Source organism: Roseibium alexandrii DFL-11 (genome assembly GCF_000158095.2).
GTDB lineage: Bacteria > Pseudomonadota > Alphaproteobacteria > Rhizobiales > Stappiaceae > Roseibium > Roseibium alexandrii.
Map to the genome: position 1 here is coordinate 504107 of NZ_CM011002.1, position 26187 is coordinate 530293.

Sequence of the window (26187 nt, forward strand, 5' to 3'; positions counted from 1 at the left end):
CTCTAGCGCCAATCAGCGTCCAGGGGAAGAGGCTGCAGGATTGGGAAAGATCATGCAGCTGACCGTCGCATGAGCAATCAGCTTGCCGCGGGCATCTTTCAACTCGCCTTCCGATGTTGCCAGCCGGGAGCCGCGATGGACAATGCGCCCTTCGCACGTGACTTCCCCGCTGCCTGGCATCAAAGGCCTGACCATGTTCACTGTCAGGGATGTGGTTGTGTAGAACTCGCCGGGTTCCAGGCAGGTGTGAACTGCGCAACTGAGGGCACTGTCCAGGATCGTGGAAATCCAGCCGCCATGAATTGTGCCCAGCGGATTGAGGAATTGCTTTTCCGGCTGACCGACGAAGACCGCACGCCCATGATCAAATTCCTTCAAACGGATATTGGATTGGAGCATGATTGGCGGAGCCGGCAGCTGACCATCGAGCATCAGCTTGAAAACATCCATTCCGGAGATGCCCGCCACCTGCTCCTTCGGCAAAGCGTCGAACTGATAGGTTTTGCCGTTTTCCGTTACGGTTTGCGCTGTGGTCATAGAACAGTCCTTGAAAAGAATGATTTTGGGGGATCCGGTTATCTAGGAAGATGTCCCCCGGGGGCCGCAGGGGGCTGTTTGGCAACGGTTTCGAGTACACGAACGGTTTTTCTCAAGCCCGACAAGTGACCGCGAATGGCATCCGCCATTTCCGTGCCGAGTTCATTTGTCAGGTCCCGCTGGGCCTGTTCCCAGGCAGTATGAACTTCTGCAGTTAGAGTGACGCCCCTGTCGGTCAGGCGTGATGCTACCTTTCGGCCGCCGAGCTTGTGCCGTTCAATCAAGCCGGCGGCCTCTAACGGCTTCAGGTTGCGGGCAAGGGTCGAGCGGTCAATTCCAAGGTAACGGGCGATGTCGGAGGAGGAGAGGGCATCCCCACTGGCAATAACCGCCATGAGTTGCGCCTGCGTGATCTCCAGTCCAAGCGGCGCGAGATAGCGGTTGAAATGACGGGTCAACAGATTGGCCGTCCGGCGGACCGAGTGGCCGAGACATAGGCGGCCCATCTCATGAAAATCGATGTCGTCGAGCGAAGTGTTCATATGTTGTAGCTACAACATAATGATAAGCGCCGCAATGATCCTGTCGTGCCATCGCATGGAAGCAGCGAGGAGGTTCTGCCCGACTTCGGTCAACTCTCGCGCAGATCCTCGTATGACACCATCACGTGCTCGCGGAAAGCGATGCGTTCGGTGAGCCGGTGATAATAGCGTTTCAAACGGGGCAGATCCGCGCGATCGATATCGATGTCGTAGTACCGATAGAGAATGTGGCCGAACTGGATGTCCGCCAATGTGAAGTCGGGACCAGCCAGAAAGGGATTGTTCGTCAGCCGCTGCTCGGCGATTTCGAGTTTGGATTCAAGTGCCGCAACTGCCCTTCGGATCTGGTTCCAATCCTGGGCTTCCCGAGGTGTGCGAACCACCCGCCAGAAAACCGGTGCCGTAAACGCCATCGCGATGGTGATCTTGGACCACTCCGCCCACATGTCGACCTGCGCGCGGTCTTGCGGTTGTTCCGGCCAGAAACTCTCGGGCCCATATCTGTCCGCCAGATATCTTAAGATGGCCCCAGTCTCCCAAATCGTTTGGCCGTTTGCGTCTTGAAGAACGGGGATCGTCTGGTTTGGATTAAGCCGCCGGAAAGCTTCTGTATCTGTTCCCCCGAAGCTATGGCCTATGTCGGATCTCTCATACTCCAGGCCGAGCTCTCCAATACACCACATGAGTGCCTGAACATTGGACGATGTTTTGCGGCCCCAAACCTTGAGCATTGGTTGGCCTCCAATTTTACAGAATCTGAAGCGGTGCTCTCATGCCGCCGGTTGAATATGCCTTGTAATGACTTGCGCCGCGAACAATTCAGACCCCGATTGGACGGAGAAAGTTGTCCACAGGGTAGGGGCTTGTTGCAACTCAGATCACGAGAAAACGGCGAATTCCTTGGAGGTTTCGCTCTGATTGGTGTCATAATGTTCTTAGAATTGCGAGCGGTTCTGGTGCGCTTGGGTCCAAGGTTTTCGGTCCCGGGTTGATTTTGTTCGTTTCTTTTCAAAATCAGCGTTGACAGGTCAGGTCCGCATCTGCATAACACGCGCCACGGGATTGCTCGCCCCTTCCGGGCGGGCTCTTCGGTTAAGCCATCCTGATCGCTTCGGCGTGAAGCAGGACGAGATGGAGGAGTGCCCGAGTGGCTAAAGGGGACGGACTGTAAATCCGTTGGCTATGCCTACGTTGGTTCGAATCCAACCTCCTCCACCATCGTCTCGTTTCCTCGTTGTGCGGGTGTAGCTCAATGGTAGAGCAGCAGCCTTCCAAGCTGACGACGAGGGTTCGATTCCCTTCACCCGCTCCATCATGGGCCTGATCGGAGTGTCCGGAACGGAAGGCTCTTTCGCCCGGAAATCCTGAAAAGTTCTTATGGGAAGTTGTTTGCCGCTTGGGCTCTGTTCGAGGCGTCAATCAGCCGCCCGCGCGAGCCTTATCGACTGAACCGAGTACTGGACAGAGAGCGACGCCGATGGCGAAGGAAAAGTTTGAGCGCAACAAGCCGCACGTCAACATTGGCACGATTGGCCACGTTGACCACGGCAAGACGACGCTGACCGCTGCAATCACGATGACGCTGGCTGAAGCTGGCGGTGCGACTGCAAAAGCATATGACGAGATTGACGGCGCGCCTGAAGAAAAGGCACGCGGCATCACCATCTCCACGGCGCACGTTGAGTATGAGACGGAAAACCGTCACTACGCTCACGTTGATTGCCCGGGCCACGCCGACTATGTGAAGAACATGATCACCGGCGCTGCCCAGATGGACGGCGCGATCTTGGTGTGTTCTGCAGCTGACGGCCCGATGCCGCAGACCCGTGAGCACATCCTGCTTGCGCGTCAGGTTGGCGTTCCGGCACTTGTCGTGTTCATGAACAAGGTTGACCAGGTCGACGACGAAGAGCTTCTTGAGCTCGTCGAAATGGAAATCCGTGAACTGCTGTCTTCCTACGAGTTCCCGGGCGACGACATTCCGATCGTCAAGGGCTCTGCTCTGGCAGCTGTCGAGAACCGCGATGCCGCCATTGGTCGTGACGCAATCCGTGAGCTGATGGCAGCTGTTGACGACTACATCCCGACGCCTGAGCGTCCGAAGGATCAGCCGTTCCTGATGCCGATCGAAGACGTGTTCTCGATCTCCGGCCGCGGTACTGTTGTGACTGGCCGTGTTGAGCGCGGGATCGTCAAGGTTGGTGAAGAAGTCGAGATCGTCGGCATCAAGGACACCACCAAGACAACGGTTACCGGCGTTGAAATGTTCCGCAAGCTGCTGGATAGCGGTGAAGCAGGCGACAACATCGGTGCTCTGATCCGTGGTGTTGCCCGTGAAGACGTCGAGCGTGGCCAGGTTCTTTGCAAGCCGGGTTCTGTTAACCCGCACACGAAGTTCAAGGCTGAGGCCTACATCCTGACGAAGGAAGAGGGTGGCCGTCACACGCCGTTCTTCACCAACTATCGTCCGCAGTTCTACTTCCGCACAACGGATGTGACGGGTGTTGTTCATCTGCCGGAAGGTACGGAAATGGTGATGCCGGGTGACAACGTCTCTGTCGACGTTGAGCTGATCGTGCCGATCGCCATGGAAGACGGTCTGCGCTTTGCGATCCGCGAAGGTGGCCGCACCGTCGGCGCCGGCGTCGTAGCCTCAATCATCGAATAAGATGAGTTTTTGATTGCCGGGCTCCGGCCCGGCAATCTTGTCTTCAAATCACTTGATTACCATGTGTTTGAAGCGTATCAGGAGCAGATCCTGTAGAGGGATCATCTGAAGGGGTATAGCTCAGCTGGTAGAGCGACGGTCTCCAAAACCGTAGGTCGCGGGTTCGAACCCTGCTGCCCCTGCCACTTTTGCTCTTGATTAATTGGCCTCGAGGGCTTAAACAGTTTCCTCGAGTGAGGCGCGCAGAGTTTTCTGCGCGCCCACTCGCATTTAACGGACCGGAATCGGAATGGCGAAGACCAATCCCTTTAAATTCATCCAAGAAGTGCGCTCCGAAACGTCCAAGGTGACGTGGCCGACGCGCAAGGAAACAGCTGTGACCACCGTTATGGTGTTCATCATGGTGATGATCGCGTCGATTTTCTTTCTCGTTGCGGATCAGCTGATGAGCCTTGGCATCGGTTACATTCTCGGGGTTGGCGGTTAATTAGCCGCTGGTCTGTCTAAAGACAAGAACAACAAACGGAACTGAGATCTATGGCCAAGCGCTGGTACATTGTGCACGCCTATTCGAATTTCGAGAAGAAGGTCGCCGAGTCCATTCGCGAAAAGGCCGAACAGAAAGGTTTGTCCGATCTGTTCGAGGAAATTCTCGTTCCTATGGAAAAAGTTGTGGAAGTGCGCCGCGGCCGTAAGGTTGACGCAGAGCGCAAGTTCTTCCCGGGTTATGTCCTGGTGAAGATGGACATGACCAACGAAGCGTTCCACCTGATCAGGGACACGCCGAAAGTTACCGGCTTCCTGGGCGCGGATCAAAAGCCGATGCCGATCCCGGAGAAAGAGGCTCTGCGGATCATCAACCAGGTTCAGGAAGGCGTTGATCGGCCGAAGCCGTCCGTCAGCTTTGAAGTTGGCGAGCAGGTTCGTGTGTCTGACGGTCCGTTTGCGTCCTTCTCTGGTCTCGTGGAAGAGGTCGATGACGAGCGCGCGCGCCTCAAGGTGGCTGTGTCCATCTTCGGTCGGGCAACGCCAGTTGAATTGGAATTCGGTCAGGTTGACAAACTCTGACTGTTTGCTGTCCCGCGGGGCAGCTTGAGTGCCGGATATGAACTATCCGGAATGAAGTCGGTGGCAGGTTCATGCACTCTTCGCCGGGTGCTCCAACGGGCCACACCACCAACTCCCAGATGGTCAAATTGCCGTTTGGCCATGTATAATTGGAGAGAACAATGGCGAAGAAGATCGAAGGCTTCCTGAAGCTTCAGGTGCCGGCAGGCTCCGCGACCCCGTCCCCGCCCATCGGGCCGGCACTTGGTCAGCGTGGTCTGAACATCATGGAGTTCTGTAAGGCGTTCAACGCGCAGACCCAGGATGTTGAAAAGGGTGCGCCGTGCCCGACCGTGATTACTTACTACTCCGACAAGTCCTTCACGTTTGAAGTGAAGACAGCTCCGGTCAGCTTCTTCTTGAAGAAAGCTGCCAAGCTGCCGAAGGGTTCGTCCACTCCAGGCCGCGGCACCGTCGGTTCCGTGAGCAAGGCTCAAGTGAAAGAAATCGCTGAAGCCAAAATGAAGGACCTGAACGCCAACGACATCGATGCAGCAATGCTTATGGTTGAAGGCTCCGCCCGTTCCATGGGCTTCGAGGTAACGGAGTAAGATCATGGCGAAGGTTGGAAAACGTATTTCTACAGCGCGTGAAGGTATCGACCGTAACAAGCTGTACTCCCTGAACGAAGCCATCAGCCTCGTAAAGGGTCGCTCCAAGACCAAGTTCGACGAAACCGTTGAAGTTGCGATCAACCTGGGCGTCGATCCGCGTCACGCTGACCAGATGGTTCGCGGCGTATGCGTTCTGCCGAACGGAACCGGTAAGAGCGTCAAGGTTGCAGTGTTTGCGCGCGGCGACAAGGCTGAAGAAGCAAAAGCTGCTGGCGCAGACATTGTTGGCGCAGAAGAGCTGGTTCAGGAAGTTCAGGGCGGCAAGATCGATTTCGATACCGTCATTGCAACTCCGGACATGATGCCGCTGGTCGGCCGTCTCGGTAAGGTCCTCGGCCCGCGCGGCATGATGCCGAACCCGAAAGTAGGCACCGTGACCCCGGACGTCACCAAGGCTGTCAACGACGCGAAAGGCGGCGCTGTTCAGTTCCGTGTCGAAAAAGCCGGTATCGTCCACGCCGGTGTTGGCAAGGTGTCTTTCTCTGAAGACAAGATCTCGGAGAACATCAAGGCCCTGTTCGATGCTGTCCAGAAGGCGAAGCCGACGGGCGCAAAAGGCACCTACATGAAGCGCGTTGCTCTGTCCTCTACGATGGGCCCGGGCGTTAAAGTCGATATCGCGAGCGTTGCTGGCGAATAATCCGGTCTACACGGATTGAATACAAGTTTCAGCCTTTGGGCTGAATAGATCCGGCGGTTCGCCGCCGGATTGCCCTGTCCGAGACTGCAGGTGCCGGGAAACTGGCTTAAGCCGATAAAGGCCTGCATAGATGGGTGAGAACCGAATTTTCCGCGGCACGCGGGCAACCGGTTCGAACCAGACCTTGCCGACACTTTTTTAAGTGCAGGTGAGGGGACAGGACCCTGAGCGTCGTCTATGCAGGCGGTTCCGGGTTCGGGACCACCGCACAGGCGGCAAGGTAAACCGGTGGCGAATTTCGCCATCAAATGGAGAAGGCAAGTGGAAAGAGCGGAAAAGCAAGAGTTCGTGACATCCTTCAACGCCGAGCTGGCTGACACCGGCGTCGTTGTCGTCGCGCACTATGCAGGCCTCTCGGTTGCACAAATGACGGCCTTGCGGTCGTCAGTACGTGAAGCCGGCGGTTCTGTAAAAGTCGCAAAAAACCGCCTTGTGAAACTCGCCCTCAAAGGCACTGACCTTGAGCACATCTCCGACCTGCTCCAGGGCCCGACCGTACTCGTCTATTCCGACGATCCGGTTGCAGCACCGAAAGCAGCTGTCGATTTCGCCAAGGCCAACACTCAGTTGGAAATCCTTGGTGGTGCTCTTGGAACGACAAACCTGAACCCGGAAGGGGTCAAGTCTCTGGCCACAATGCCGTCGCTCGACGAGCTGCGTGCAAAGCTGGTTGGCATGATTCAGACACCGGGAACGCGCATTGCGCAGGTTGTCAACGCACCGGCCGGGCAACTCGCCCGCGTCTTCGGCGCGTACGCCAAGAAGGACGAGGCCGCATAAGGCGCCCCCAAACACTGTCTAATGAACCCAAACACTGGTTCGAACTGAAGGTACTGAAAAATGGCTGATCTTGAAAAGCTCGTAGAAGAACTGTCCGCACTGACCGTTATGGAAGCTGCTGAACTGTCCAAACTTCTTGAAGAGAAGTGGGGCGTTTCTGCTGCTGCTCCGGTTGCAGTTGCTGCCGCTGCTGGTGGTGGTGAAGCTGCTGCTGCTGAAGAAAAGACTGAATTTGATGTTGTTCTGGCATCTGCTGGCGACAAGAAAATCAACGTCATCAAAGAAGTCCGTGCAATCACCGGTCTTGGCCTGAAAGAAGCTAAAGAGCTCGTCGAAAGCGCTCCGAAAGCGGTCAAGGAAGCAGTGTCCAAGGACGAAGCTGAAGAGCTGAAGAAGAAGCTGGAAGAAGCTGGTGCTTCTGTCGAGCTGAAGTAATTAAGGCGGAAACGCCTTATACGGTCCCGGGGGTTCCCGGGACCGGTTTTCGCCCCGGCGGGTTTGACCCGTTTCCGGGGCAAACGTCCCACTAGAGGTCTGTTTTTCCTGAGACGTATTCAGGTAAGGTCCCTAGATCCAAAATCCGGTCGATTCTTCGCATTTGCACAGAAGATTGACCTTGTTTGGTGGACGGTTTTCCGAAGCGCCCGGGCTGCGGCCCGATTGGACAAGGGGCGTTTCGGGAAGCCGTTTTCCTGCCGATACGAGGAGCGACAATGACCCAAACGTTCAACGGTCGCAAAAAGGTCCGCAAATATTTCGGATCTATCCGCGATGTCGCGGCGATGCCCAATCTCATTGAGGTGCAAAAAGCCTCTTATGACCAATTCCTTCAGGTTGATGAGATGCCGGGTGGCGGCCGCAAAGATGAAGGCCTTGAAGCGGTCTTCCAGTCCGTATTTCCGATTTCTGATTTTGCGGGCACTTCCCTTCTGGAATTTGTTTCCTACGAATTTGAAGCTCCAAAATACGACGTAGATGAGTGCCGTCAGCGGGACATGACCTTTGCAGCGCCGCTGAAGGTTACCCTGCGTCTCATCGTGTTTGACGTCGATGAAGATACCGGTGCGAAGTCCGTTAAAGACATCAAGGAACAAGATGTCTACATGGGCGACATGCCGTTCATGACCGACAACGGTACGTTCATTGTAAACGGTACAGAACGCGTGATCGTGTCTCAGATGCACCGCTCTCCGGGCGTGTTCTTCGATCATGACAAGGGCAAAACCCATTCCTCCGGCAAACTGTTGTTTGCCGCACGTGTGATCCCGTACCGCGGTTCCTGGCTCGACATCGAGTTCGACGCCAAGGACATTGTGCATGCGCGTATCGACCGCCGCCGCAAAATCCCGGTAACGTCTCTTCTGATGGCGCTTGGCCTGGACGGTGAGGAAGTTCTCAACACGTTCTACAAGCAGGTTGAGTATACCCGTCAGAAGGACGGTTCCTGGCGCATGCCGTTCGACGGCGAGCGCCTTAAGGGCACCAAGGCGTCCTATGACCTGATCGACGCCGACAGCGGCGACGTGGTTGTGGAAGGTGGCCGCAAGATCACTGCGCGCACAATCAAGCAGTTGGGTGAAAAGGGCGTGACCGCGCTCAAAGTCACCGATGAAGACTTGCATGGTCAGTATCTTGCCGAAGATATCGTCGACGCACAGTCTGGTGAAATCTACGCGGAAGCAGGTGGCGAAATCACCGGCAAACTGCTGGAAGAATTGGTTGATCGCGGCTATCACGATCTGACGATCCTGGACATCGATCATGTCAACACGGGTCCTTACATCCGCAACACGCTGAATGTTGACAAGAACGAGTCCCGTGAAGATGCGCTGTTCGACATCTACCGCGTGATGCGTCCGGGTGAACCGCCCACCATCGACACGGCCGAAGCGATGTTCCAGTCGCTCTTCTTTGACGATGAGCGCTATGATCTTTCCGCGGTTGGCCGCGTGAAGATGAACATGCGTCTTGATGTGGATGCAGAAGACACCGTTCGGGTCCTGCGCAAGGAAGACATCCTTGAAGTGATCCGTGTGCTTCTGGAACTGCGCGACGGCAAGGGTGACATCGACGACATCGACAACCTGGGCAACCGCCGTGTTCGCTCCGTTGGCGAGTTGATGGAAAACCAGTACCGCGTCGGTCTCCTGCGTATGGAACGTGCGATCAAGGAGCGGATGAGCTCTGTCGAGATCGACACGGTGATGCCGCAGGATCTCATCAATGCGAAGCCGGCCGCAGCTGCTGTGCGTGAATTCTTTGGCTCTTCCCAGCTGTCGCAGTTCATGGACCAGACAAACCCGCTGTCGGAAGTCACCCACAAGCGCCGCCTCTCGGCTCTTGGACCGGGCGGCTTGACCCGTGAGCGCGCAGGCTTCGAAGTCCGCGACGTTCATCCGACACACTATGGCCGTATCTGCCCGATTGAGACCCCGGAAGGTCCGAACATCGGTTTGATCAACTCTCTCGCAACGTTCGCCCGTGTGAACAAGTACGGCTTCATCGAGAGCCCGTACCGCAAGGTAAAAGACGGCACCGTTACCAACGAAGTTGTCTACCTGTCGGCTATGGAAGAAGCGAAACACTATGTTGCGCAGTCCAACGCCGAGTATGACGACGAAGGCCGGTTTACCACTGAGCTGATCACCTGTCGTCACGCTGGTGAAAACATGATGGTCCCGTCCGAAAAGGTCGACCTCATGGACGTTTCGCCGAAGCAGCTCGTGTCGGTTGCGGCATCGCTTATTCCGTTCCTGGAAAACGATGACGCGAACCGCGCACTCATGGGCTCGAACATGATGCGTCAGGCCGTGCCGCTGGTGCGCGCTGAAGCGCCGTTCGTCGGCACTGGTATGGAGTCTGTCGTGGCCCGGGATTCCGGTGCTGCGATCGGTGCCCGCCGCGCAGGTGTTGTTGACCAGGTCGATGCGACCCGTATCGTTATCCGGGCAACTGAAGAGCTGGATCCGGGCCGGTCAGGTGTCGACATCTACCGCCTGCAGAAGTACCAGCGCTCCAACCAGAACACCTGTATCAATCAGCGTCCGCTGGTGCGGGTTGGTGATCGGATCCACAAAGGCGATATCATCGCCGACGGTCCGTCCACCGATCTCGGTGATCTGGCACTCGGCCGGAACGTGCTCGTCGCGTTCATGCCATGGAACGGTTACAACTTCGAGGATTCCATCCTCCTGTCCGAGCGCATCGTGTCTGACGATGTCTTCACTTCCATCCACCTTGAAGAGTTCGAGGTGATGGCACGTGATACCAAGCTTGGACCGGAAGAGATCACCCGTGACATTCCGAATGTTTCTGAAGAAGCGCTGAAGAATCTCGACGAGGCAGGTATCGTTTACATCGGTGCCGAGCTTCATCCGGGCGACATCCTCGTCGGCAAGATCACACCGAAGGGCGAAAGCCCTATGACGCCGGAAGAAAAACTTCTGCGTGCTATTTTCGGTGAAAAAGCCTCTGATGTCCGCGACACGTCCCTGCGCTTGCCGCCGGGTGTTTCCGGGACTGTCGTTGAAGTTCGTGTTTTCAACCGCCATGGCGTTGAAAAAGACGAACGTGCGATGGCGATCGAGCGTGAAGAAATCGAACGTCTTGCAAAAGACCGCGACGACGAGCAGGCAATCCTTGACCGCAACGTTTATGGCCGTCTGGCCGAGATGCTGATGGACAAGACTGCGGTTGCTGGTCCGAAGGGCTTCAAGAAGGACACTGTGCTGACCGGGGACGTTCTCAACGACTTCCCGCGTTCTCAGTGGTGGCAGTTTGCCAGTGAGGACGAGAAGTTCATGTCCGAGATCGAAGCTCTGCGCGGTCAGTATGACGACAGCCGGAAGCGTCTCGAGCAGCGTTTCATCGACAAGGTCGAGAAGCTGCAGCGCGGTGATGAACTGCCGCCAGGCGTCATGAAGATGGTCAAGGTCTTCGTTGCCGTGAAGCGCAAGCTTCAGCCGGGCGACAAGATGGCCGGCCGTCACGGTAACAAGGGCGTGGTCTCCAAGATCAACCCGTGTGAAGACATGCCGTTCCTGGAAGATGGCACGCACGTCGACATCGTTCTCAACCCGCTCGGCGTTCCTTCGCGCATGAACGTTGGTCAGATCCTTGAAACCCACATGGGTTGGGCCTGCCGCGGCATGGGCTTGCGCATCGGCGAAATGTACGATGAGTACCGCAAGACCGGTGAGATCGAGAAGCTTCGTGGCAAGGTCATTGAGATCTACGGCGACAACATGAAGGGTGATGCGGTCAAGGAGTTTGACGACGAAGGTGTCGTGAAACTGGCCGAGCAGCTGAAGAAGGGCGTGTCCATTGCGACGCCGGTCTTCGACGGTGCCCGTGAGCCTGATGTTGTTGATGCGCTGAAGATCGCGGACTTCGACACCAGCGGTCAGTCGACGTTGTTCGACGGCCGGACCGGTGAAGAGTTCGACCGCAAGGTGACCGTGGGCTATATCTACATGCTCAAGCTTCACCACTTGGTCGACGACAAGATCCACGCCCGTTCGATTGGTCCGTACTCGCTCGTCACCCAGCAACCGCTTGGTGGTAAGGCGCAGTTCGGTGGCCAGCGTTTCGGGGAAATGGAGGTCTGGGCTCTTGAAGCTTACGGTGCAGCTTACACGCTGCAGGAAATGCTGACGGTCAAGTCGGATGACGTTGCCGGACGTACGAAGGTCTATGAGGCCATCGTTCGCGGTGACGACACCTTCGAGGCGGGTATTCCGGAAAGCTTCAACGTGCTTGTGAAGGAAATGCGGTCCCTGGGACTCAACGTTGAACTTCAACGTACCGATGTACCCGCGATTGGCGAGGAAGAAACTGCAGACGCTGCAGAATAACCCCGGCAACGGACCCCTTTAGACTGAAATGCCGGTTTGGGGGAGGTAAGGAGCACTTACCTCCCGGCCGAGCATCGAAGGAGATGGATCATGAATCATGAGGTCATGAACCTGTTCAATCAGCAGGCTCCCGCACAGACCTTCGACAATATCAAGATCTCTCTGGCAAGCCCGGAGAAAATCTTGTCCTGGTCATTCGGTGAGATCAAAAAGCCGGAAACCATCAACTACCGGACGTTCAAGCCGGAGCGTGATGGTCTTTTCTGCGCGCGCATTTTTGGCCCGATCAAGGACTACGAATGTCTTTGCGGCAAATACAAGCGCATGAAATACAAAGGCGTAATATGTGAGAAATGTGGCGTTGAAGTCACGCTCTCCCGTGTACGCCGTGAACGCATGGGCCACATCGAGCTTGCAGCTCCGGTGGCACACATCTGGTTCCTGAAGTCCCTGCCGAGCCGCATTGGTTTGCTGCTCGACATGACGCTGAAGGATCTGGAGCGCGTTCTGTACTTCGAAAACTATGTCGTTCTGGAGCCGGGCCTGACCCCGCTCAAGCAGCACCAGCTTCTGTCTGAAGAAGACTACGTTGCTGCTCAGGACGAGTATGGCGAAGACGCCTTCACCGCGATGATCGGTGCAGAGGCGATCCGCGAGATCCTGATGTCGATGGATCTTGAGCGCGAGTCTGAAAAACTCCGCCAGGAAATTGCTGAAGCAACGACTGAGTTGAAGCCGAAGAAACTCGCCAAGCGCCTTAAGGTCATTGAAGCCTTCATGGAATCGGGCAACCGCCCGGAGTGGATGATCATGACCGTTGTTCCGGTCATCCCCCCGGATCTTCGTCCGCTCGTTCCGCTCGATGGTGGCCGGTTCGCAACGTCGGATCTCAATGATCTGTACCGCCGTGTGATCAATCGGAACAACCGTCTGCGCCGCCTGATGGAACTGCGTGCTCCGGACATTATCATCCGGAACGAGAAGCGCATGCTTCAGGAGTCCGTTGACGCCCTGTTCGACAATGGCCGCCGCGGCCGCGTCATCACCGGTGCCAACAAGCGTCCGCTGAAGTCGCTGTCCGACATGCTGAAAGGCAAGCAGGGCCGCTTCCGTCAGAACCTCCTCGGTAAGCGCGTTGACTATTCCGGCCGTTCGGTCATCACGGTGGGTCCGGAACTCAAGCTGCACCAGTGTGGTTTGCCGAAGAAGATGGCGCTTGAGCTGTTCAAGCCGTTCATCTATTCGCGCCTCGACGCCAAGGGCTTCTCTTCAACTGTCAAACAGGCGAAGAAGCTCGTTGAAAAAGAGCGTCCGGAAGTCTGGGATATCCTGGATGAGGTGATCCGCGAACACCCGGTTCTCTTGAACCGTGCGCCGACGCTTCACCGTCTTGGCATTCAGGCGTTCGAACCGACCCTGATCGAAGGCAAGGCAATCCAGCTGCACCCGCTCGTTTGTTCCGCGTTCAACGCTGACTTCGACGGTGACCAGATGGCGGTTCACGTTCCGCTGTCGCTCGAAGCACAGCTGGAAGCGCGGACGCTGATGATGTCCACGAACAACATTCTGCACCCGGCAAACGGTGGCCCGATCATCGTTCCGTCGCAGGATATTGTTCTCGGTCTCTACTATCTGTCGATCATGGCGGAGAAGGAGCCGGGCGAGGGCATGGCTTTCTCCGATATCGGTGAAATCCACCATGCGCTGGCCAACAAGGTCATCACGCTGCACACGAAGATCAAAGGCCGTTTCCGGTCGGTAGATGCTGAAGGCAACCCGATTTCCGATATCTTCGAGACGACGCCGGGCCGGATGCTGATCGCGGAACTTCTGCCGAAGCATCACGAAGTACCGTTCGATGTTGCCAACAAGCTGATGACCAAGAAGGACATCTCCAAGATGATCGACACGGTTTACCGTGCCTGCGGTCAGAAGGAGACGGTTATCTTCTGTGACCGGATCATGCAGCTCGGCTTCAAGAACGCCTGTAACGCCGGCATCTCCTTCGGTATGGACGATATGGTCATCCCGGACACCAAGCAGAAGCTTGTTGGGGAAACCGCGTCGCTCGCAACCGAATACGAGCAGCAGTACAATGACGGTCTGATCACCCAGGGCGAGAAGTACAACAAGGTTGTCGACGCTTGGGCGAAATGTACCGACAAGATCGCTGACGAGATGATGGACCGCATTAAGGCGGTCCAGATCGATGAGGAAACCGGACGCCAGAAGCCGATGAACTCGGTTTACATGATGTCCCACTCCGGTGCGCGTGGTTCGCCCCAGCAGATGAAGCAGCTGGCCGGTATGCGTGGTCTTATGGCCAAGCCGGACGGGTCCATCATCGAGAACCCGATCATCTCGAACTTTAAAGAAGGTCTCTCGGTTCTCGAGTACTTCAACTCCACCCACGGTGCCCGTAAGGGGCTTGCCGATACGGCGTTGAAGACTGCGAACTCCGGTTACTTGACCCGCCGTCTCGTGGACGTTGCTCAGGATTCCATCATCCTTGAACCGGATTGTGGCTCTGAGCGCGGCATCACCGTGGCGCCGATCGTCGACGCGGGTAACGTCATTGCCTCTCTGGGCATGCGTGTTCTCGGCCGGACAACTGCGGAAGACGTGCATAACAATGCCACCGGCGAAATAATTGTTCCGAAGGGACATTTGATCGACGAGAAGGACGTAGATGCGATTGAAGCTGCAAAAGTTCAGCAGATCAAGATCCGTTCAGTCCTGACCTGTGAAACCGAGACCGGTGTATGTGCGACCTGTTATGGCCGTGACCTTGCACGTGGTACTCCGGTGAACATGGGCGAGGCTGTTGGCGTTATCGCCGCACAGTCGATCGGTGAGCCGGGCACCCAGCTAACCATGCGGACGTTCCACATTGGTGGTACGGCGCAGGTTGTCGACAGCTCGTTCATCGAGTCCAACGTCGATGGAACGATCAAGATCCGGAACCGTTCGGTCCAGCGCGATAGTGAAGGCAACCTGATTGCCATGGTCCGCAACATGTCCATCGTTGTCATCGACAGCGACGACAATGAGCGTGCCGTTCACCGGGTTGCTTACGGTTCCAAGCTACATGTTGATGAAGGTGACGCGGTCAAACGCGGTCAGCGGATCGCTGAATGGGATCCGTACACTCGTCCGATGCTTGCCGAAGTTGATGGTGTCGTGGACTTTGAGGACCTGGTTGACGGGGCTTCTGTTCAGGAAACCGCCGACGAGGCAACCGGTATCACCAAACGTGTCGTCATCGACTGGCGCTCTTCGCAGCGTGGCGCGGATCTCAAGCCGGCGGTTGTCATCAAGGACGCCAAAGGTTCCGTTGCCAAAAACCAGCGTGGATCCGATGCCCGCTTGATGCTGTCCGTGGACGCAGTTCTCTCGGTTCAGCCGGGTGCCTCCGTGAAGGCCGGTGACGTGCTCGCACGTATTCCGCTGGAAAGCGCCAAGACCAAAGATATCACTGGTGGTCTGCCGCGCGTTGCGGAACTGTTCGAGGCTCGCCGTCCGAAGGATCATGCGATCATCGCAGAAATCGATGGTACGATCCGCTTCGGCCGCGACTACAAGAACAAGCGCCGTGTCATTATCGATCCGGCAGAGGAGGGCGCCGAGCCCGTCGAATACCTCATCCCGAAAGGCAAGCACTTCCACCTCCAGGAAGGCGATGCCATTGAAAAGGGTGAGTATATCCTCGACGGCAACCCGGCACCGCACGACATTCTGGCTGTTAAGGGCGTTGAGGCACTTGCCGCCTATCTCGTCAACGAAATCCAGGAAGTCTATCGTCTGCAGGGCGTGACCATCAACGACAAGCACATTGAAGTGATTGTTCGTCAGATGCTTCAAAAAATCGAGATCACCGATCCAGGCGAAACGGAGTTCTTCTCCGGCGAACAGATCGACAAGCTCGACTTTGAAGAGGCAAACCGCAAAGCCGTCGATAACGCTCGTGACCCCGCAAAGGGCGTTCCTGTCCTTCTCGGGATCACCAAGGCGTCGCTGCAGACACGCTCTTTCTTCTCTGCCGCCTCCTTCCAGGAGACGACCCGCGTTCTTACCGACGCTGCGGTCAACGGCAAGACCGACCCACTGGTCGGCCTCAAGGAGAACGTCATTGTTGGCCGTCTGATCCCGGCTGGTACCGGCGGGGTCATGAAACGGATCCGCAAGATTGCATCGCATCGCGACGACCTGATTCAGGAAGCGCAGCGGGCTCAGTCTTCGGAAAGTGCCGCAGAAGGCCTTTTGGAAGACATGACCGGCGCTGCAGAATAAGCTTCGGCATCAGTCACATCATGAAAGGCCGCCTCCGGGCGGCCTTTCTCGTATCGAACGAGATAAGGAGGGCTGCCCTCATGAATGACAATGACCTTGAAATGGATCCGGTGGTGTACATCGTTATCGGCCGCGTCTGGAAGGATGAAGACACTTCGCCGGATGCCGCGATCACGATCCACGCATTTTTGATGGCACCAGATGATGACGATGCCGTTCGCAAGACCTTGGAAGCTCTGTCATCGCAAGGGTTCACGGAAGCTGAACTGGATCAGATCGGTGTCATCGATGGTGAACCTGATGAACCGATCTATGAAGGTGCCTATCATGATGCTCTGTCCGGAAACGTGGCAATTGTCACGCTTGCCGACTAAGACATGGGGTAGGTAGTTCCTTTAGGACAATTAAATAGTATTGTTATCTGTCCTAGTGTTTTGCCTCCGCTGTCAAAAGCGGAGGCTTATTTTATTTATATTCTGAGTTGTCTTACGACAAATATCCACTTTTCGTTTACACAACTGGAAAACACTAAACCCTGAATTGTATTTTGGAGGTTGCACATGTTTTCTAGAATATCTGTTGGCATGCGATTGGGTATGCTCATGGGGTTGGTGGTTCTTTGCTTGATCGGGATCCTCGGCGCGGCGGCTTACCAGGATCGTGACCGGTCGTATGCGGAGCGGCGGATTGGCCTGACCCATCTGGTCAATGCGGCGGCGAGCACGATAGAGAGTTATCATAAGCGGAGCATAGCCGGAGAGTTCACAGAAGAGCAGGCGCAGGAATTCGCCAAGGAGGCGGTCCGCGGAATGCGTTATGACAATGGCAATTATCTCTTCATCAACCTGCGCGGCGACGCTCTGATCATGCACCCGGCACGCCCGGATCTGGAGGGTATGACTTCTCAGGATCTCATTCGTGATTTCGGGTCGTCCAGTCTGCCGACTTTCTATGACATTGTGCAGAGCCAGGGCAGTGGATTTCATGATTACGTTTGGCGCCGGCCGAATTCTGACGATCTGGCAGGCAAGACTGCGTATGTGATAATGTACCAGCCTTGGGAGTGGGTGATCGGGACCGGAGCCTACGTGGACGACATTGAAGCGGCATTTCAAAAGAACCTTGTTTGGCTTGCCGGGATCGCTCTTGGGTTCGTTCTGCTGCTCGCAATCGCTTCCCACTTCTTGATCCAGTCAATTACAAAGCCTCTCGCGCGGACGGTTCAGGAAGCCGAAGCGCTTGCAGCCGGGGACACCGAGATCCAGTTCACCGATGCGGACCGCAAGGACGAGATCGGGACAGTGGCCCGGTCGATTGCAGCTTTCCGGGACCGGATATTTGAACAACAGCGACTTGCCCGTGAAGCTGCGGAGACGGCAGATGCCCAAAGCCGCCGCCAGCATCTGGTGGAGGGGCTTGTGTCGCGGTTCCGGGAAAATGTGTCCCATTTGCTCACCGCTGTTGGTGACCGGATCGGAACTGTGAGGACGACGGCGACTGAATTGTCGGGTCTTGCAGGCGCATCTTCAGAGCGGGCGGCCGGAGCCAGCGGATCAGCGGACTCGGCCAACGGCAGTATTGAGACAACAGCTGCCGCGGCGCAGGAGCTCACTTTCGCCATCCGCGAAATCAACTCGCAGGTTTCCAAAACCACGGAGGGCGTACAAGGGGCGACGGAAGCTGCGAACAAATCCAGCCAGCGGGTGACCAGCCTGTCCAATGCCGCGATCAAGATCGGTGAGGTGGTCACGCTTATTCAGGCGATCGCCGAGCAAACCAATCTTTTGGCCTTGAACGCAACCATTGAGGCCGCACGGGCCGGGGAGGCGGGCAAGGGGTTTGCCGTTGTTGCAGCTGAAGTGAAAGAGCTCGCGACACAGACCGCCAAAGCCACTGAAGAAATCAGCAACCAGATTGCCGACATCCAGGGGTCCACCAATGAAGCGGTGGCCGCAATTGACGAGATCACATCTCGTGTCGAGGAAGTCCGCAATTTCACTACGGCGATTGCCGCCTCTATCTCTCAACAGGAGTCAGCAACAGAGTCGATTGCTCAAAGTGTGGTATCGGCAGTTGAGCAGACCAAATCCGCCAGATCCGAAATGGAGATGGTGGTGGCCTCTGCCCGAGAGACCGACGACGGATCGCTTGTCGTTCTGCGCGGCGCTGATGAAGTCGCAGAGTATGCCGAGAAGCTCCGCGGTGAGGTCGACACCTTCCTTGATTCTGTCGCTGCGGCATAAGCCGGAACCGGAATGTAACTAAACACCCAGGTGCGGGACACGTGCCTGGGTCCAAGTTCAATCGACGGTTTGCGAGGTCTCGCAGCGTCGATAATCGCTCTGTTTGATTTCATTTCCCTCTGGCTTCCACTGATGCCCAAGGCCGTAGCTTGGAAACATTTGGGCCCCCTCTATGGGGCCTTGTCCAATGTTGGGTCAATGAGTATGCGCATGGCAGGCATGCATGGGATGGAATCAGGGCGCAAAACGACATGCCGGCCTTCTTGTGTTGAGAAAACCGCGAAGATTGGCATGATTTGAATCACCTGCTTAACGATTGATTCATCGTTCGGAATCGCGCGATAACTTCCCCAAGTTACAAACGAACATCAGAAGTCGGTATGAAGAAATAATGTTACAATCGCACCCGGTTTGGCGATGGAAAATGATCGGGATTTCCGCGGTTTTGCAGAAATGCGGAATTTCCAATAAATCACTTGACGCAAAGGGTGCATCTGAGTAATTTCCGCGCATCCCAAGGGCAGGCGGTAAGAGCGAACCCTCCAGCGCTTTACGAAAGCGCAGGACATAGTCCTCTTAAACGCTGCCGGGTCATATAGGCGAATACGCGTCGATTGCATGACCGCGAGGCAACTCGTGGTCCTCTGGTTTTTCGCAGCGCCGGCCGCTCCAAATGGAGCGCGCGGGCGCGATTCTGCATGTTTGAACACATGTGGCGTCAGCGGGGGACTGCAGTTGCACAAAAGTTTTTGGATGGACAAGGTAAAGGGCACAGAATGCCGACCATCAACCAGTTGATCCGCAAGCCGCGGAAAGATCCGCCGAAGCGGAACAAAGTGCCGGCCATGGAGGCCTGCCCGCAGAAGCGTGGTGTTTGCACCCGTGTATACACAACCACTCCGAAGAAGCCGAACTCGGCTCTTCGTAAAGTGGCGAAAATCCGTCTGACCAACGGCTTCGAAGTCATCGGTTATATCCCGGGTGAAGGCCACAACCTTCAAGAGCACTCGGTTGTAATGATCCGTGGCGGCCGTGTGAAAGATTTGCCGGGTGTCCGCTACCACATCATCCGTGGTGTTCTGGATACCCAGGGCGTCAAAGATCGTAAGCAGCGTCGTTCGAAGTACGGCGCGAAGCGGCCGAAGTAAGGAGCACATTAGATGTCCCGTCGTCACCGCGCCGAAAAACGCGAAATCAACCCGGATCCGAAGTTCGGGGATATGGTCGTCACAAAGTTCATGAATTCCATCATGTACGACGGCAAGAAATCCACTGCAGAACGCATCGTTTATGGTGCATTCGACGTGGTCGAGAACAAGACCCGCGAGAACCCGATCGAAGTGTTCCACGCTGCTCTTGAGAACGTAATGCCGCAAGTGGAAGTTCGTTCCCGCCGCGTTGGTGGTGCGACCTACCAGGTTCCGGTTGAGGTTCGGACCGAACGCCGTCAGGCGCTCGCAATCCGCTGGTTGATCGCAGCTGCGCGCAACCGCAACGAAACCACAATGGTTGATCGTCTGTCCGGCGAATTGCTCGATGCGGCAAACAATCGTGGTACCGCAGTTAAGAAGCGCGAAGACACGCACCGGATGGCTGACGCCAACCGCGCATTCTCGCACTATCGCTGGTAATTTCGACTTTGAAGGGCTGACGCTATGTCGCGCACGCATAAAATCGAGGACTACCGTAACTTCGGCATCATGGCTCACATCGATGCTGGTAAGACGACCACCACCGAGCGGATCCTCTACTACACTGGCAAGAGCCACAAGATCGGCGAAGTTCATGACGGTGCTGCCACCATGGATTGGATGGAGCAGGAGCAGGAGCGTGGCATCACGATCACCTCTGCTGCGACAACCGCTTTCTGGAATGAAAAGCGCCTGAACATCATCGACACCCCGGGCCACGTTGACTTCACCATTGAGGTCGAGCGCTCCCTGCGTGTTCTTGACGGTGCGGTTGCTCTTCTGGACGCAAACGCCGGCGTTGAGCCGCAGACCGAGACTGTCTGGCGTCAGGCCGACAAGTACAACGTCCCGCGGATGATTTTCGTCAACAAGATGGACAAGCTCGGCGCAGACTTCGATCGCTGCTGCGAGATGATCAAGTCCCGTCTTGGTGCAACGCCGCTGGTCATGCAGCTGAACATCGGTGCTGAAAGCGAATTTGCCGGTGTTGTTGATCTGCTGAAGATGAAGGCGCTGATCTGGCAGTCTGAGAACCTCGGTGCTGCCTGGGATGAAGTCGATATTCCGGCTGAACTTGCAGACCGTGCGCAGGAAATGCGTGATGCTCTGATTGAGACAGCTGTCGAAGTCGACGAAGAAGCAATGGAAGCTTATCTGGAAGGCGAAGAGCCGTCTTTCGAGAAGATCCAGCAGCTGATCCGCAAGGGCACAATCAACGGTGACTTTGTTCCGGTATTCTGCGGTTCTGCTTTCAAAAACAAAGGCGTACAGCCGCTTCTTGATGCAGTTGTTGATTACCTGCCGAGCCCTGTCGAGGTTCCGGCTATTAAGGGTATCGATCCGAAGACCGAAGGCGAAGTCGAGCGTAAATCTTCTGATGAAGAGCCGCTCAGCATTCTGGCATTTAAGATCGCTAACGATCCGTTCGTTGGTTCCCTGACGTTCTGCCGTATCTATTCCGGTGTTCTGAACAAGGGTGTGTCCCTGCTGAACACCGTGAAGGATAAGAAAGAGCGCGTCGGCCGCATGATGCAGATGCACTCCAACTCGCGTGAAGACATCGACGTCGCATATGCTGGCGACATTGTTGCGATCGCCGGTCTGAAGGACACCACAACAGGCGACACGCTTTGCGATCCGCTAAAGCCGGTTATCCTGGAGCGGATGGAATTCCCTGAGCCGGTTATCGAGATCGCGGTTGAGCCGAAAACCAAAGGCGACCAGGAGAAGATGGGCCTCGCCCTGAACCGTCTGGCTGCTGAGGATCCGTCTTTCCGGGTGAAGACCGACGAAGAGTCTGGTCAGACCATCATTGCCGGCATGGGCGAATTGCACCTCGACATCCTTGTCGACCGCATGAAGCGCGAATTCAAGGTTGAGGCGAACATTGGTGCGCCGCAGGTTGCATACCGCGAGACCATTACAAAATCTGCAGATGTGGACTACACCCACAAGAAGCAGTCTGGTGGTTCCGGTCAGTTCGCCCGTATCAAGATCACGATCGAACCGGCAGAGCCGAACGAAGGCTTTGTCTTCGAGAGCAAGATTGTCGGCGGTAACGTTCCGAAAGAGTACATTCCGGGCGTTAGCAAGGGTATCGAAAGCGTCATGTCGTCTGGCCCGCTGGCCGGCTTCCCGATGCTCGACATCAAGGCAACACTCACCGATGGTGCCTACCACGATGTTGACTCCTCGGTCCTTGCGTTCGAGATCGCGGGCCGTGCCGGTTTCCGCGAAGGTATTGCCAAGGCTGGACCTAAGCTCCTTGAGCCGGTCATGAAGGTCGAGGTTGTTACCCCTGAAGATTACATGGGTGACGTGATTGGTGACTTGAACTCCCGCCGCGGTCAGATCGCGGGTACGGAGAACCGGGGCATCGTGACTGTCATCACCGCAATGGTGCCGCTGGCCAACATGTTTGGTTATGTGAACAACCTGCGTTCCATGTCTCAAGGCCGCGCTCAATACTCGATGGTGTTCGATCACTACGAGCAGGTGCCGCAGGCTGTCGCCGAAGAGGTTCAGGCGAAATACGCCTGACCCCAACTTCTTGAATTAATTAAGAATTAGAGAAACGGAGTACTCCGATGGCGAAGGAAAAGTTTGAGCGCAACAAGCCGCACGTCAACATTGGCACGATTGGCCACGTTGACCACGGCAAGACGACGCTGACCGCTGCAATCACGATGACGCTGGCTGAAGCTGGCGGTGCGACTGCAAAAGCATATGACGAGATTGACGGCGCGCCTGAAGAAAAGGCACGCGGCATCACCATCTCCACGGCGCACGTTGAGTATGAGACGGAAAACCGTCACTACGCTCACGTTGATTGCCCGGGCCACGCCGACTATGTGAAGAACATGATCACCGGCGCTGCCCAGATGGACGGCGCGATCTTGGTGTGTTCTGCAGCTGACGGCCCGATGCCGCAGACCCGTGAGCACATCCTGCTTGCGCGTCAGGTTGGCGTTCCGGCACTTGTCGTGTTCATGAACAAGGTTGACCAGGTCGACGACGAAGAGCTTCTTGAGCTCGTCGAAATGGAAATCCGTGAACTGCTGTCTTCCTACGAGTTCCCGGGCGACGACATTCCGATCGTCAAGGGCTCTGCTCTGGCAGCTGTCGAGAACCGCGATGCCGCCATTGGTCGTGACGCAATCCGTGAGCTGATGGCAGCTGTTGACGACTACATCCCGACGCCTGAGCGTCCGAAGGATCAGCCGTTCCTGATGCCGATCGAAGACGTGTTCTCGATCTCCGGCCGCGGTACTGTTGTGACTGGCCGTGTTGAGCGCGGGATCGTCAAGGTTGGTGAAGAAGTCGAGATCGTCGGCATCAAGGACACCACCAAGACAACGGTTACCGGCGTTGAAATGTTCCGCAAGCTGCTGGATAGCGGTGAAGCAGGCGACAACATCGGTGCTCTGATCCGTGGTGTTGCCCGTGAAGACGTCGAGCGTGGCCAGGTTCTTTGCAAGCCGGGTTCTGTTAACCCGCACACGAAGTTCAAGGCTGAGGCCTACATCCTGACGAAGGAAGAGGGTGGCCGTCACACGCCGTTCTTCACCAACTATCGTCCGCAGTTCTACTTCCGCACAACGGATGTGACGGGTGTTGTTCATCTGCCGGAAGGTACGGAAATGGTGATGCCGGGTGACAACGTCTCTGTCGACGTTGAGCTGATCGTGCCGATCGCCATGGAAGACGGTCTGCGCTTTGCGATCCGCGAAGGTGGCCGCACCGTCGGCGCCGGCGTCGTAGCCTCAATCATCGAATAATCGACAGCCGGGCCTGCTGGCACCTTAGTACAAGTGAATGCGGGCAGGCCCGCCAGTCTTATTGGGAACAACAACAATGAACGGTCAGAATATCCGGATCCGCCTGAAGGCTTTTGACCACCGTATTCTCGACGCTTCCACTAAGGAAATCGTCAATACGGCCAAGCGGACCGGTGCACAGGTACGGGGTCCCGTGCCGCTGCCGACGCGGATCGAGAAGTACACCGTGCTTCGTGGCCCGCATATCGATAAGAAAAGCCGCGATCAGTTCGAGATGCGCACACACAAGCGCCTTCTCGACATCGTTGACCCGACACCGCAAACCGTGGACGCGCTGATGAAGCTCGACCTGGCCGCTGGTGTCGACGTCGAAATCAAGCTCTGAGGCGAGGCGAAGGGGACACATCCATGCGTTCTGGAGTGATCGCTCAGAAAGTGGGCATGACCCGCATCTATAACGATGCAGGCGAACATGTTCCGGTCACAGTATTGCGGCTGGAAAACTGCCAGGTGGTAGCCCACCGGACTGACGAAAAGAACGGTTACAACGCACTGCAGCTCGGTGCCGGTACCCGTAAAGTAAAGAATACGCCGAAGGCACTGCGCGGTCACTTTGCTGTTGCAAAGGTTGAGCCGAAGCGGACGGTGGTCGAGTTCCGCGTTTCTGCGGAAAACATGATCGACGTTGGTGCGGAAATCACCGCTGACCACTACGTCGAAGGCCAGTTTGTCGACGTGACAGGAACTTCCATCGGTAAGGGTTTTGCCGGTGTTATGAAGCGTCACAACTTCGGTGGTGGCCGTGCATCGCACGGTAACTCGATCTCGCACCGCTCACACGGTTCTACCGGTCAATGTCAAGACCCGGGCCGCGTGTTCAAGGGCAAGAAGATGGCCGGTCACATGGGCGATGCCCGCGTGACCACGCAGAACCTCAAGGTTGTGCGCACTGATGTTGAGCGTGGCCTGATCATGGTCGAAGGCTCTGTTCCGGGCGCCAAAGGCGGCTGGATCCAGGTCCGCGACGCGATCAAAAAGGCGCTGCCGGAAAACGTTCCGGTCCCGGGTGCCTTTAAGGCGTCCGAAGCGGCTGAGGCTGCCGGGAAGGAGAGTGAGTGATGGAACTCCAGGTCAAGACCCTCGAAGGTGGGGCGGCCGGTTCGATCACGGTGTCTGACGAGATCTTTGGTCTCGATCCGCGCACCGATTTGATCCACCGCGTTGTGCGCTGGCAGCTTGCCAAGCGCCAGGCGGGTACCCACAAGACGCTTGGTCGTTCGGAAGTTACTGGTTCTACGAAGAAATTCGTGCGCCAGAAAGGTTCCGGCGGCGCGCGTCACGGCAACAAGAAGGCTCCGCAGTTCCGCGGCGGTGGTAGGGCGTTTGGTCCGGTCGTCCGCGATCATGGCCATGACCTGCCGAAAAAAGTCCGCGTGCTCGGCCTGAAGCATGCTCTGTCAGCGAAAGCTAAGGCAGACAGCATTGTTGTTGTTGAAGATGCAAAGGCTGCTGAAGCGAAAACCAAGGCCCTCAAGTCCCAGCTGAACAAGCTCGGCCTGACCAGCGCTCTGGTGATCGACGGCGCTGAAGTTGACAACAACTTCGCACTGGCGTCCCGCAATATTCCGCATCTGGATGTGTTGCCGGTTCAGGGCATCAATGTTTACGACATCCTGCGCGCCAACACCCTTGTGTTGACGAAAGCTGCGGTGTCCGCACTTGAGGAGCGCTTTAAATGAGCAATCTTCCTCACTACGACAAAATCGTCGGCCCGGTAATCACCGAAAAGTCGACGATGGCTTCTGAAGAGAACAAGGTTGTCTTCAAGGTTGCCAACGATGCAACCAAGCCGGAAATCAAGGCCGCTGTCGAAGCTCTGTTCGGCGTCAAGGTCACGGCAGTCAACACTCTTGTCCGCAAGGGCAAGGTGAAGCGCTTCCGCGGACGTCTTGGCCGCCAGTCTGACTTCAAGAAGGCCGTCGTAACGCTTCAGGAAGGTCACGCTATCGACGTGGCCACCGGGCTCTAAGGCGGGGACTTAAGAAAAATGGCACTTAAGACATTCAATCCGACGTCCCCGGGCCGCCGTCAGCTTGTACAGGTTGACCGCGCCGGTCTTTGGAAGGGCAAGCCGGTCAAGACCTTGACCGAAGGCCTTTCTAAAAAGGGCGGCCGGAACAACACTGGACGCATCACGTCTCCGAACCGCAGCGGCGGTCACAAGCGGACTTACCGGCTTGTTGACTTCAAGCGTCGCAAGTGGGACGTGCCGGCAACGGTTGAGCGCCTGGAATACGATCCGAACCGGACCGCATTCATCGCTCTGATCCGTTATGAAGACGGCGAGCTGAGCTACATCCTGGCTCCGCAGCGTCTGTCCGAAGGCGACACAGTTGTCGCCGGTGAAAACGTTGACGTGAAACCGGGCAATGCCGCTCCTTTGTCGCGCATTCCGGTTGGTACGATTGTGCACAACATCGAGTTGAAGCCGGGCAAAGGCGCTCAGATCGCTCGCTCTGCCGGTGCATTCGTTCAGATCGTCGGCCGTGATCAGGGTTACACAACGCTTCGCCTGATGTCAGGTGAGCAGCGCCGTGTTCTCGGCACTTGCATGGCAACCATTGGCGCTGTGTCCAACCCGGACCATTCCAATGTGAACCTCGGCAAGGCAGGCCGTTCCCGCTGGCTGGGCATCAAACCGCACGTTCGCGGTGTTGCCATGAACCCGATCGACCACCCGCACGGTGGTGGTGAAGGTCGGACATCCGGCGGCCGTCATCCGGTTACTCCTTGGGGTAAACCGACCAAAGGTAAGCGCACGCGGAAGAACAAGCAGACTGATAAGTTTATCGTCCGCTCCCGCCACGCGCGTAAGAAGTAAGGG

The 26187-nt window shown here is 56.5% G+C and carries 23 protein-coding genes and 3 tRNA genes; 23 read left to right on the plus strand and 3 right to left on the minus strand.

All coding sequences use genetic code 11. The features are described 5' to 3' along the window. Positions 1–12: 12 nt before the first annotated feature. The 3 genes from SADFL11_RS02345 to SADFL11_RS02355 form a co-directional block, all read right to left on the minus strand. On the minus strand, positions 13–537 hold the full coding sequence (locus SADFL11_RS02345) for a PaaI family thioesterase (RefSeq protein WP_008192655.1): 525 nt from the start codon (positions 535–537) through the stop codon (positions 13–15). Positions 538–575: 38 nt separating this feature from the next. Continuing rightward, positions 576–1079, minus strand: coding sequence for a MarR family winged helix-turn-helix transcriptional regulator (locus SADFL11_RS02350; protein ID WP_008194984.1), 504 nt, complete (start codon positions 1077–1079; stop codon positions 576–578). An 89-nt stretch (positions 1080–1168) separates the two neighbouring features. Continuing rightward, positions 1169–1810, minus strand: a complete 642-nt coding sequence (locus tag SADFL11_RS02355; RefSeq protein ID WP_008192804.1) for a glutathione S-transferase family protein — start codon at positions 1808–1810, stop codon at positions 1169–1171. A gap of 402 nt (positions 1811–2212) precedes the next feature. Between SADFL11_RS02355 and SADFL11_RS02360 the strand changes: the two genes are divergently transcribed. From SADFL11_RS02360 to rplB, 23 genes are all read left to right on the plus strand, one after another. Continuing rightward, positions 2213–2297, plus strand: a tRNA-Tyr gene (locus SADFL11_RS02360). Positions 2298–2317: 20 nt separating this feature from the next. After that, positions 2318–2391, plus strand: a tRNA-Gly gene (locus SADFL11_RS02365). Positions 2392–2556: 165 nt separating this feature from the next. Further along, positions 2557–3747 (plus strand): elongation factor Tu, encoded by a 1191-nt coding sequence (gene tuf, locus SADFL11_RS02370; RefSeq protein ID WP_008188955.1) that lies wholly within the window; start codon positions 2557–2559, stop codon positions 3745–3747. 109 nt (positions 3748–3856) lie between these two features. Beyond that, positions 3857–3932: transfer RNA gene (locus SADFL11_RS02375), tRNA-Trp, on the plus strand. 104 nt (positions 3933–4036) lie between these two features. Continuing rightward, positions 4037–4234, plus strand: a complete 198-nt coding sequence (secE, locus tag SADFL11_RS02380) for a preprotein translocase subunit SecE (protein WP_040450750.1) — start codon at positions 4037–4039, stop codon at positions 4232–4234. Positions 4235–4284: 50 nt separating this feature from the next. Continuing rightward, the gene (nusG, locus tag SADFL11_RS02385; RefSeq protein WP_008190543.1) at positions 4285–4815 is read left to right on the plus strand and encodes a transcription termination/antitermination protein NusG; all 531 of its coding nucleotides are present in this window, start codon (positions 4285–4287) and stop codon (positions 4813–4815) included. Positions 4816–4976: 161 nt separating this feature from the next. Next, positions 4977–5405: a 50S ribosomal protein L11 gene (gene rplK / locus SADFL11_RS02390; RefSeq protein ID WP_008189994.1), complete on the plus strand. Its 429-nt coding sequence runs from the start codon at positions 4977–4979 to the stop codon at positions 5403–5405. A 4-nt stretch (positions 5406–5409) separates the two neighbouring features. Continuing rightward, positions 5410–6108, plus strand: coding sequence for a 50S ribosomal protein L1 (rplA, locus tag SADFL11_RS02395; protein ID WP_008196798.1), 699 nt, complete (start codon positions 5410–5412; stop codon positions 6106–6108). 321 nt (positions 6109–6429) lie between these two features. Further along, positions 6430–6948, plus strand: coding sequence for a 50S ribosomal protein L10 (gene rplJ / locus SADFL11_RS02400; protein ID WP_008191021.1), 519 nt, complete (start codon positions 6430–6432; stop codon positions 6946–6948). Between the two features lie 60 nt (positions 6949–7008). Continuing rightward, positions 7009–7383: a 50S ribosomal protein L7/L12 gene (gene rplL, locus SADFL11_RS02405; RefSeq protein ID WP_008197256.1), complete on the plus strand. Its 375-nt coding sequence runs from the start codon at positions 7009–7011 to the stop codon at positions 7381–7383. A 278-nt stretch (positions 7384–7661) separates the two neighbouring features. After that, entirely contained in the window at positions 7662–11801 is a 4140-nt protein-coding gene (rpoB, locus tag SADFL11_RS02410; protein WP_040452237.1) for a DNA-directed RNA polymerase subunit beta, read from the plus strand. Positions 11802–11891: 90 nt separating this feature from the next. Next, positions 11892–16091 carry a DNA-directed RNA polymerase subunit beta' gene (rpoC, locus tag SADFL11_RS02415; protein WP_008191820.1) on the plus strand — a complete coding sequence of 1400 codons (4200 nt, stop codon included), beginning with the start codon at positions 11892–11894 and terminating at the stop codon, positions 16089–16091. 80 nt (positions 16092–16171) lie between these two features. Next, a complete protein-coding gene (locus SADFL11_RS02420; protein WP_008196862.1) occupies positions 16172–16465 on the plus strand; it encodes a hypothetical protein in 294 nt (97 codons plus the stop codon). A gap of 186 nt (positions 16466–16651) precedes the next feature. Beyond that, positions 16652–18334: a methyl-accepting chemotaxis protein gene (locus tag SADFL11_RS02425; protein WP_008190420.1), complete on the plus strand. Its 1683-nt coding sequence runs from the start codon at positions 16652–16654 to the stop codon at positions 18332–18334. A 776-nt stretch (positions 18335–19110) separates the two neighbouring features. Continuing rightward, positions 19111–19482 (plus strand): 30S ribosomal protein S12, encoded by a 372-nt coding sequence (gene rpsL, locus SADFL11_RS02430; protein ID WP_006936459.1) that lies wholly within the window; start codon positions 19111–19113, stop codon positions 19480–19482. 12 nt (positions 19483–19494) lie between these two features. Then, entirely contained in the window at positions 19495–19965 is a 471-nt protein-coding gene (gene rpsG / locus SADFL11_RS02435) for a 30S ribosomal protein S7 (RefSeq protein ID WP_040450747.1), read from the plus strand. Positions 19966–19989: 24 nt separating this feature from the next. Next, positions 19990–22065, plus strand: a complete 2076-nt coding sequence (gene fusA, locus SADFL11_RS02440) for an elongation factor G (protein WP_008195163.1) — start codon at positions 19990–19992, stop codon at positions 22063–22065. Positions 22066–22112: 47 nt separating this feature from the next. Next, positions 22113–23303 (plus strand): elongation factor Tu, encoded by a 1191-nt coding sequence (gene tuf / locus SADFL11_RS02445; RefSeq protein WP_008188955.1) that lies wholly within the window; start codon positions 22113–22115, stop codon positions 23301–23303. A gap of 76 nt (positions 23304–23379) precedes the next feature. Then, entirely contained in the window at positions 23380–23688 is a 309-nt protein-coding gene (gene rpsJ, locus SADFL11_RS02450; protein WP_006936455.1) for a 30S ribosomal protein S10, read from the plus strand. A gap of 23 nt (positions 23689–23711) precedes the next feature. Continuing rightward, a complete protein-coding gene (gene rplC, locus SADFL11_RS02455) occupies positions 23712–24422 on the plus strand; it encodes a 50S ribosomal protein L3 (RefSeq protein WP_040450746.1) in 711 nt (236 codons plus the stop codon). Then, complete coding sequence (gene rplD, locus SADFL11_RS02460) at positions 24422–25042, plus strand: 50S ribosomal protein L4 (RefSeq protein WP_008193636.1); 621 nt, start codon at positions 24422–24424, stop codon at positions 25040–25042. Before rplC ends, rplD begins: the two co-directional genes overlap by 1 nt. Then, the gene (locus SADFL11_RS02465; RefSeq protein WP_008196252.1) at positions 25039–25332 is read left to right on the plus strand and encodes a 50S ribosomal protein L23; all 294 of its coding nucleotides are present in this window, start codon (positions 25039–25041) and stop codon (positions 25330–25332) included. The genes rplD and SADFL11_RS02465 overlap by 4 nt, the downstream gene beginning before the upstream one ends. 18 nt (positions 25333–25350) lie before the next feature. Further along, positions 25351–26184 (plus strand): 50S ribosomal protein L2, encoded by an 834-nt coding sequence (gene rplB, locus SADFL11_RS02470; protein WP_008189054.1) that lies wholly within the window; start codon positions 25351–25353, stop codon positions 26182–26184. Positions 26185–26187 lie beyond the last annotated feature (3 nt).